General features: G+C 58.5%; 7 protein-coding genes. 5 read left to right on the forward strand and 2 right to left on the reverse strand.

What is annotated here, in order from left to right; translation table 11 throughout:
* Both JWR14_RS01025 and JWR14_RS01030 read left to right on the forward strand, forming a co-directional pair.
* Positions 1–215, forward strand: a 215-nt coding sequence (locus JWR14_RS01025; protein WP_366144495.1) for a thioredoxin fold domain-containing protein, incomplete at its 5' end; no start/stop codon positions are given.
* Between the two features lie 343 nt (positions 216–558).
* Complete coding sequence (locus JWR14_RS01030; RefSeq protein WP_299699850.1) at positions 559–1413, forward strand: AraC family transcriptional regulator; 855 nt, start codon at positions 559–561, stop codon at positions 1411–1413.
* A 274-nt stretch (positions 1414–1687) separates the two neighbouring features.
* On the opposite strand, the gene hemB is transcribed toward JWR14_RS01030, so the two are convergent.
* Together hemB and yihA are read right to left on the reverse strand one after the other, a co-directional pair.
* Positions 1688–2689, reverse strand: a complete 1002-nt coding sequence (gene hemB, locus JWR14_RS01035) for a porphobilinogen synthase (protein WP_179258397.1) — start codon at positions 2687–2689, stop codon at positions 1688–1690.
* 309 nt (positions 2690–2998) lie between these two features.
* Complete coding sequence (gene yihA / locus JWR14_RS01040; RefSeq protein ID WP_299699859.1) at positions 2999–3664, reverse strand: ribosome biogenesis GTP-binding protein YihA/YsxC; 666 nt, start codon at positions 3662–3664, stop codon at positions 2999–3001.
* Between the two features lie 310 nt (positions 3665–3974).
* Here yihA and JWR14_RS01045 point away from each other — a divergent pair, with 310 nt between their 5' ends.
* The 3 genes from JWR14_RS01045 to JWR14_RS01055 form a co-directional block, all read left to right on the forward strand.
* Positions 3975–4643: a c-type cytochrome gene (locus JWR14_RS01045; RefSeq protein WP_299699862.1), complete on the forward strand. Its 669-nt coding sequence runs from the start codon at positions 3975–3977 to the stop codon at positions 4641–4643.
* Positions 4644–4858: 215 nt separating this feature from the next.
* A complete protein-coding gene (locus JWR14_RS01050) occupies positions 4859–7087 on the forward strand; it encodes a cytochrome c biogenesis protein ResB (RefSeq protein ID WP_299699865.1) in 2229 nt (742 codons plus the stop codon).
* A gap of 4 nt (positions 7088–7091) precedes the next feature.
* Positions 7092–8066 (forward strand): cytochrome c biogenesis protein (locus JWR14_RS01055; RefSeq protein WP_299699868.1); only part of this gene is annotated, 975 nt, incomplete at its 3' end.

The raw sequence follows: 8066 nt of genomic DNA on the forward strand, positions 1-8066 counted from the left end.
TACGTGCGCGTCTCGCGCAACTTAACCTGCTGCGCGCGGACGTCACGGCGAATAACCCCGACGATCAGGCGTTGCTCAAACGCTTCAAATTGTTCGGGCCTCCGGGGATCATCTTCTTCGATGCGCAAGGCGACGAAGTGGCGCGGGTCGTCGGGTACGAGTCGGCGGATATGTTCTTGAAGAGTCTGGACAAACTCTCCGCGCCCACAACGTGATTTTCGACGTGAGGAACATGATGTGCGTTCGGAGCCCGGACTTGCGTCATGTTGCTCCGGGATCGACGAGTAGAGTTCAGCGCGCTCAATGCTGGACCACAGTAGCAAGCGGGCTATGCGAAGAGCCATCTCCTCCCTCAGATCACTGGTGTAAGGGACGCCCGTCCTTAAACCCGGCGCCTTATAAACCAAACACCATCAACACCTAAACGGGCTTTCGGCACGACTTCACCGCCAACTTCCACTAAAGCGTCAATCGCTCCGCGATCAAGTCCGCAGGATTTGGTAAATCGCATCGTGATACTTTTGTCAGCACTCAACGCTCGCTCTCAGTGAGGCGCTCATGAACGATCTGACCTATCAAGCCCGATACGAAGCGCGACTGAGCCGCGTGCTCGACCATATCTACGATCATCTGGACGAGCCTCTCGATATCGACAGGTTGGCGGAGATTGCGTGTTTGTCGCCGTATCACTGGCATCGGATCTATCAGGCAATGTACGGCGAGACTATCGCCGCGACGGTGCGCCGGTTACGACTGCATCGTGCGGGCGGTTACCTGGCTAATGGATCGATGCCAATCGCGGAGATTGCCGAGCGTTCGGGGTATAGCAGCTTGCAGTCGTTTTCGCGCACGTTCAGGGCGGCATTCGGCATGCCGCCAGCGCAGTACCGCAAGCAGGGCACTCACAGCCGGTTTCGGCCGGCGCTATCAGGAGACGATCAAATGGTGATGCGTGAAGTGGTGATTCGTGACGTACCGGCGATGAACGTTGTGTCTCTCGACCACGTCGGGTCGTATATGCAGATTGGCAAGGCGTTCGATTCGTTGTTCGGCTGGCTGGCCAGCAGGAATCTGTTATCGGCCGAGTTCCGGACGATCGGCATCTACTATGACGATCCGGGCATCGTGGCTGAAGCCGAATTGAGATCGAAGGCCGGGGTAGTGTTGGCAACCAAGGTTGAAGTCGCTGCGCCGGTCGGGATAACGCCGTTACGCGGTGGCCAGTATGCGGTGCTCCGCCATAAAGGGCCCTATAGCGATATGCACGCGGCCTATGAATGGTTATATGGAACGTGGCTCGTGCAATCGGGCCGCGAAGCCGCTGATGCGCCTGTATTCGAGGAGTATCTGAACAACCCGAAGGAAACGGCACCTGCCGACCTGTTGACGGAGATCTGTTTGCCGCTGGTGTGAGCGTTCGAGGTGCTAGCCGCCCGACTTAACAACGAGTCGGGCGTGCTACACGAGCGGCGTTCGGCCGGAGAATCTCCGCTTTCAGCCGGCCGGACTTCCAGCATCGCGGGGTCGGATGCAACCGCGTTGCGGAATCTGGGTAAACATCCGTTGCCGAGTATCCGAAGGCCCTTTCTCCCAGAAGCCGCAGACTTGGCGACTCCTCAACTCCAGATGATCAGGCGGCGATACTGTCCAGCAAGAGTATCGCCGCCTCAAAAGCGCCCCGATCCCGTTACTTCGATGCCGCCCGCAACAGCCGCGCGGCATCCAGCGCGAAGTACGTGAGCACGCCATCCGCCCCCGCGCGCTTAAACGCGAGCAGCGACTCCATCACCGCCTTGTCGTGATCGAGCCAGCCGTTTTGCGTGGCGGCCTTGATCATCGCGTACTCGCCGCTGACCTGGTACACGTAGGTCGGAAAGCGAAACTCCTCCTTCACGCGATACACAATATCCAGATATGGCATGCCCGGCTTGACCATCACCATGTCCGCGCCTTCCTCGATATCCATCCGCACTTCGCGCAGGGCTTCATCGGAATTCGACGGATCCATCTGGTACGTCATCTTGTTGCTCTTGCCGAGGTTCGCAGCGGAGCCGACCGCATCGCGGAACGGGCCGTAGAACGCCGACGCGTACTTCGCGGCATACGCCATGATCCGCGTGTGGATATGTCCGTCGCTTTCGAGCATTTCGCGAATTGCGCCGATCCGACCGTCCATCATGTCCGAGGGTGCCACGATATCCACACCCGCTTCGGCCTGTGCACGCGCCTGTTCGACGAGAATTTCGCTGGTTTCATCGTTGATTACGTAGCCATGTTCGTCGAGGACACCGTCCTGTCCGTGGCTGGTATACGGGTCCAGCGCGACATCGGTGAGCACGCCCAGTTCGGGAAAGTGCTTTTTCAACTCGCGCACGGCACGCGGAATCAGGCCTTCGGGATTCGTCGCTTCGCGGCCGTCCGGTGTTTTCAGCGAGGGTTCGATCGCGGGAAAAAGCGAAATCACCGGCACGCCGAGTTCGACGCACTGCTCGGCCACCTTCATCAGCAGATCGACCGATGTGCGCTCGACGCCAGGCATGGACGGAACAGCCTGACGCACATTCGATCCCTCGACGATAAACACGGGATAGATCAGATCGTTCGTGGTCAGCAGGTTTTCGCGCATCAGGCGGCGCGAAAAGTCGTCACGACGCATACGGCGCGGACGATGATGCGGATAGAAGCTCATGACTTTGTTTGGGGATGGTGGATAACGCAATCAGGGGAAACGGATGCTGGCTCGACTGCCGCAACCGCCGCAGACAAGGGGCCGGACCGCCTTCAGAACCTTTTCGGGACAATGGTATATCATACCGATCGAGGTAGGCGCCTGGCGCCGAGCTCCCCGCTTCTCCTCCCTGAGCGGGTGCCTGTGATGATCGAAGGATTCGATCAGGCTGTTTGACCCGCCGTCATGCGGCGGGTTTTTTTATGCCGGGCGACGACTCATTCCGTCGTTCGAGCTCAAAGCCTGTCCCCACGCGGCACCAGATCTATCTCACTGCGCTTCGTCTTCCGGCTCGATTTCTTCCGTTGATTTCGGAATCAGCCAACTTTCGATTTTCTCGTGGGCTTCATCGAGCCCAACGCGCTTGAGCGCCGAGAAGAGCTGTAGCGTCAATTCGCCGCGATATCCGGCCGCCGTGTACTCCTCGAATGCTTTCTTGGTTGCGCGCAACGTGTTGATGCTTTCCTGCCGCGTCAATTTGTCGCATTTGGTCAGTAAAGCGTGAATCGGCTTCCCCGTAGGGGCAAACCACTCGAGCATGATCTTGTCGAGTTCGGTCAGCGGACGTCGCGAATCCATCATCAGGATCATGCCGACGAGCTGCGCGCGGCTCTGCAAATAGGTGGACAGCAACTGTTGCCAATGCAGCTTTGCATTACCCGATACTTCCGCGTACCCATACCCTGGCAAATCGACCACGTGCGCCCTGGGCTGGTCGGCCGGGCCTATGGCAAAGTAATTGATGTGCTGCGTGCGTCCCGGCGTCTTACTGGCGAACGCCAGCCGCTTCTGGTTGCACAGCAGGTTGATGGCTGTCGACTTGCCGGCATTCGAGCGGCCCGCGAAAGCAATCTCCGGCTGGGGCGTCGGCGGCAGGTCCTTTAGGTGATTGACCGTTGTAAAAAAACGGGCTTGATGGAGCAGAAATGACGACATGGGAAGACCGAAAGTGAAATTCTGTGGAAACTCGAGCTGTAAGGAGCCACTGAATACTGGGCTTGCCCCGACTGGCGTCTTTGCGTTTAGCGAGTTATTGTACAATACGACGGTTGTACGAAGACCAGCCAGGGCACGCAAGACCCAAGCGGGATAAGGAGTGAGACAGGTTTGAAGACAGATTTCAGGGCGCGCGCCGGGTGACTTTTTATCCCGTATCGAGTCCTCTGTCGGGTGTCTTGCAGTGCATCGGTAACCGTCGTTTTGCAGAACCTCACAATTCTCACAAGACGAAAAACAGGGTACGCGAATGAACCGACTGTACAAGACTCTGATGGTCCTGGAATTAGCAGCAGCATTAGGAGCGGGGTTGGTAGGCTGGACAGTCACAGCGCAAGCGGCAGATGCGGTCACACCCGCCAAGCCAGACGTGACAAGGGGCCAGGCAATTGCCACCCAGGTTTGCGCAGCGTGTCACGGAGCAGACGGCAACAGTGCCGGCGGCGCGTTTCCGAAGCTCGCAGGCCAGCATGCCGAGTACATCGTCAAGCAATTGAAGGATTACAAGACGCAGCCGGGCGCGAAAGAGCCGGCGCGCAAGAACCCCATCATGGCGGGCATTGCGGGTGCGTTGAACGATCAGGACATGGTCAACGTGGCTGCGTATTTTGAGACGCAGAAGGCCAAGCCAGGCTACGCGCGTGACAAGAATACCGTGCCGGTTGGGCAGAAGATTTATCGCGGCGGCATTGCGGACAGGGGCGTCCCGGCGTGTGCCGCGTGCCATGGTGCAACGGGCATGGGCGTGCCGGTGCAGTATCCGCGGTTGTCGGGACAATGGTCCGACTACACGGCCGCGCAACTCACCGCGTTTGCGCAGGGCACGCGCAACAACAGTGAGCCCATGCACACCATCGCATTGCGCCTGAATGAGGCGGAAGTGAAGGCGGTTGCAGATTACATTGCCGGTCTTCATTAACGGTCTGTAATGGTCCGCACGACCCGTCTGCACCAAGTGCGGGTCTGCATTAAGATGCGCGCAGCGTCGCCCGGACGTCACATGCGCGGGTCATAATCAAATGTGTCAGGAAGCCGGTCCGACGAGGCCGGCGCGCAAAATAAGAAAAAAGGGTGGGACGCCGGTCAAAGACCGCTTGCGTCTCCACCCTTTTTTGCTGTTCAGCCGGAGTTTGAATGAGCGTCACCACGTCGGGATTGCAGTCGAAGTCGAGCCGTAGCAGCGTGCGTCATGCCATCGAAACGATTAGTTCGATGCGCTTCGCCATTTCATTGCTCGTCATTCTCGCGATAGCAAGCATTATCGGTACGGTTCTTACGCAAGAAGATCCGTACCCGAATTACGTCAATCAGTTCGGTCCGTTCTGGGCTGATATTTTCCGCGGTCTGAGCCTCTACAACGTGTACAGCGCGTGGTGGTTCTTGCTGATCCTGGCGTTTCTGGTGGTCTCGGTGTCGCTGTGCGTGATTCGCAATGGCCCGAAAATGATCGCGGACATGAAGAGCTGGAAGGATCGGGTGCGCGAAGGCAGCCTGCGCGCGTTCCATCACAAGGGCGAATTCCCGCAGGTGCCCGGATCGCGTGCCGAGACTGCGGCCAATCTGCAGCGCCTCGCGGGAAAAATGGGCTACAAGTTCGTCACGCGCGAGACCGAGAGCGGCGCGACATTGATCGCCGCCAAGCGCGGCGCGCTGACGAAGATTGGCTATATCTCGGCGCATATGGCGTTCGTGATCATCTGTATTGGCGGCTTGCTTGACAGCAATTTGCCAATCAAGCTGCAAATGTTGCTCTTCAACAAGACGCCGATTGCATCGAACGAAGTCATCAACGACATCGCGCCGAATCACCGTCTGCCGACGTCGAACCCCACGTTCCGCGGTTACGCCTGGGTGCCGGAAGGGCAGCATGTCGCAACCGCCATCCTGAATCAGCAGGATGGCTCGCTGATCCAGGATTTGCCGTTCTCTATCCAGCTCAATAAATTCATCGTCGACTATTACTCGACGGGCATGCCCAAGCTGTTCGCCAGCGATATTGTCGTAATCGATCATGCGACCGGCAAGCGCATCCCGGCACGTATCGAAGTGAATGAGCCGTTCACCTACGATGGTATTTCGATCTATCAATCAAGCTTCCAGGATGGCGGTTCGAAGCTCTCCATGACCGCATGGCCCATGTCCGGCGGCAGCACGAAAACCACGCCGTTCGACGGAGCGATTGGCGGCACGGTGCCGATGAACCCGCAGATTATCGGCGGCAACGGTGAAACCGTGGAATTCACCGATTTCCGCGCGATCAACGTGGAAAACGTCACCGACGGCAGCGGTTCGATCGATACCCGCGGTGTCGGCCAGACGCAGACGCTCAAGCAAGCCTTCGACGAACGGCTCGGTTCCGGCGCGAAGACATCGAAGCCGACGGATTTGCGTAACGTCGGGCCATCGGTGCAATACAAGGTGCGGGGCACGGACGGTCAGGCGCGTGAGTTTAACAACTACATGCTGCCCGTCGACGTACAAGGCCAGCCCATGTTCCTCGCCGGCATGCGCCTCAGCCCGAACGATCCGTTCCGCTATTTGCGCATTCCTGCCGACGAGCAAAGCTCCATCAAGCAGTGGATGCAGTTGCGTGCCGCGCTGGAAACTCCGGCGATGCGCGACGAAGCCGCGCGTCGCTTCGCGAAGCGTTCGGTTCCTGAAGCGAATGCGGATTTGCAGAAACATCTGGAGGAAAGCGCGTCGCGGGTGTTGAATCTGTTCGCGGGCGCCGACGAAACTGGGGTGGCAACGAATCCAGGGAAACCGGGCGCGACGCTGGGCGGTTTCCAGGCGATCGCGGGTTTTATCGATAAATCCGTGCCCAAGGGTGAGCAGGAAAAGGCGGCAGGTTTATTGCTGCGCATGCTGGAAGGCGCGACCTGGGACTTGTGGCAGATTTCGCGTGCTCAGAACGGCCTGCCGGAAGCGCAGCCGGATGCGAAAAACACGCAGTTCGTGCAGTCGTCGATTAATGCACTTTCGGACAGCTTTCTGTACGGATCGCCGGTCTTTCTTCAACTCGACTCGTTTAAGCAGATCCAGGCTTCCGTGTTCCAGTTGACGCGCGCGCCGGGTAAAAAAGTGGTGTATCTTGGCAGCCTTCTGCTCGTGTTCGGCATTTTCTCGATGTTTTACGTGCGTGAACGTCGTCTCTGGTTCTGGCTCAAAGACACGGCAACGGGCGGCACGAGCGTGTTGATGGCAATGTCCACCGCACGGCGAACCATCGATTTCGAGAAGGAGTTCGCGCGAACGCGCGACGCGATCGGCGCCATGCTGGGCGTCAAGTCTCAGCCGGTAACGTCATCACCGGAAACGCCCGTGGACCCCAAGTCCACCGGCTCGCAGGATTCAACTCGGTAAGAATATGGACCTCACACAAGCCTCTTCGCATTCGACTCTGGCGCAACAGCGCGAGGGCACGGTGCCCGTCGATCCGGATCTCTTCGACGAACGTCCGTTTCTCAAGCGTCTCGGCCTGACCGACTGGCTATTCGCGCTGGCACTGGTCGCCGGCGCGGGTTTCGCGCTGTACCGGTATCACCCGTTCATGAACTACTACGACAAGCTGGTGCTCTGCTGCGCCGTGCCCACGTTCGTGGTGCTCGGATGGCGCTGGAAGCCGGTGCGGCTGCTGATTGCGTGCATTGCGTTGTTGTCCCTGTCGTCGTTGCAGCTTTATCACTCGGATCTCGCGCGCGCCGACACCAACTTCTTCCTCAAGTACTTCTTGTCCAGCCAGTCGGCCATCTTGTGGATGAGCGCGCTGCTTGTGCTCGCCACGGTGTTCTACTGGATCGGCCTGCTTTCGCGTTCACCCACGGGCGGTGCAATCGGCTCGAAGATGACCTGGGCCGCAGTGCTGATGGGTTTCACCGGCCTGATGGTGCGCTGGTACGAGTCCTACCTGATCGGTTCGGATGTGGGTCATATCCCCATCTCGAACTTGTATGAAGTTTTCGTGCTGTTCTGCCTGATTACCTCGTTGTTTTATTTGTACTACGAGCAGCACTACAGCACGCGTGCCATGGGCGCGTTCGTACTACTCGTGATTAGCGCCGCCGTCGGCTTCCTGATGTGGTATTCCATCGCCCGCGATGCCCAGCAAATTCAGCCGCTCGTGCCCGCGCTGCAAAGCTGGTGGATGAAAATCCACGTGCCGGCGAATTTCATCGGATATGGCAGCTTTGCATTGGCTGCCATGGTCGGAGTCACCTATCTGGTCAAGGAACGCGGCATCCTGGCGGATCGCCTGCCGTCGCTCGAAGTACTCGACGACGTGATGTACAAGTCGATTGCGGTCGGTTTCGCGTTCTTCACCATCGCGACCATTCTTGGTGCG

The organism is Caballeronia sp. (genome assembly GCF_028292365.1).
In the GTDB taxonomy this organism is placed as follows: domain Bacteria; phylum Pseudomonadota; class Gammaproteobacteria; order Burkholderiales; family Burkholderiaceae; genus Caballeronia.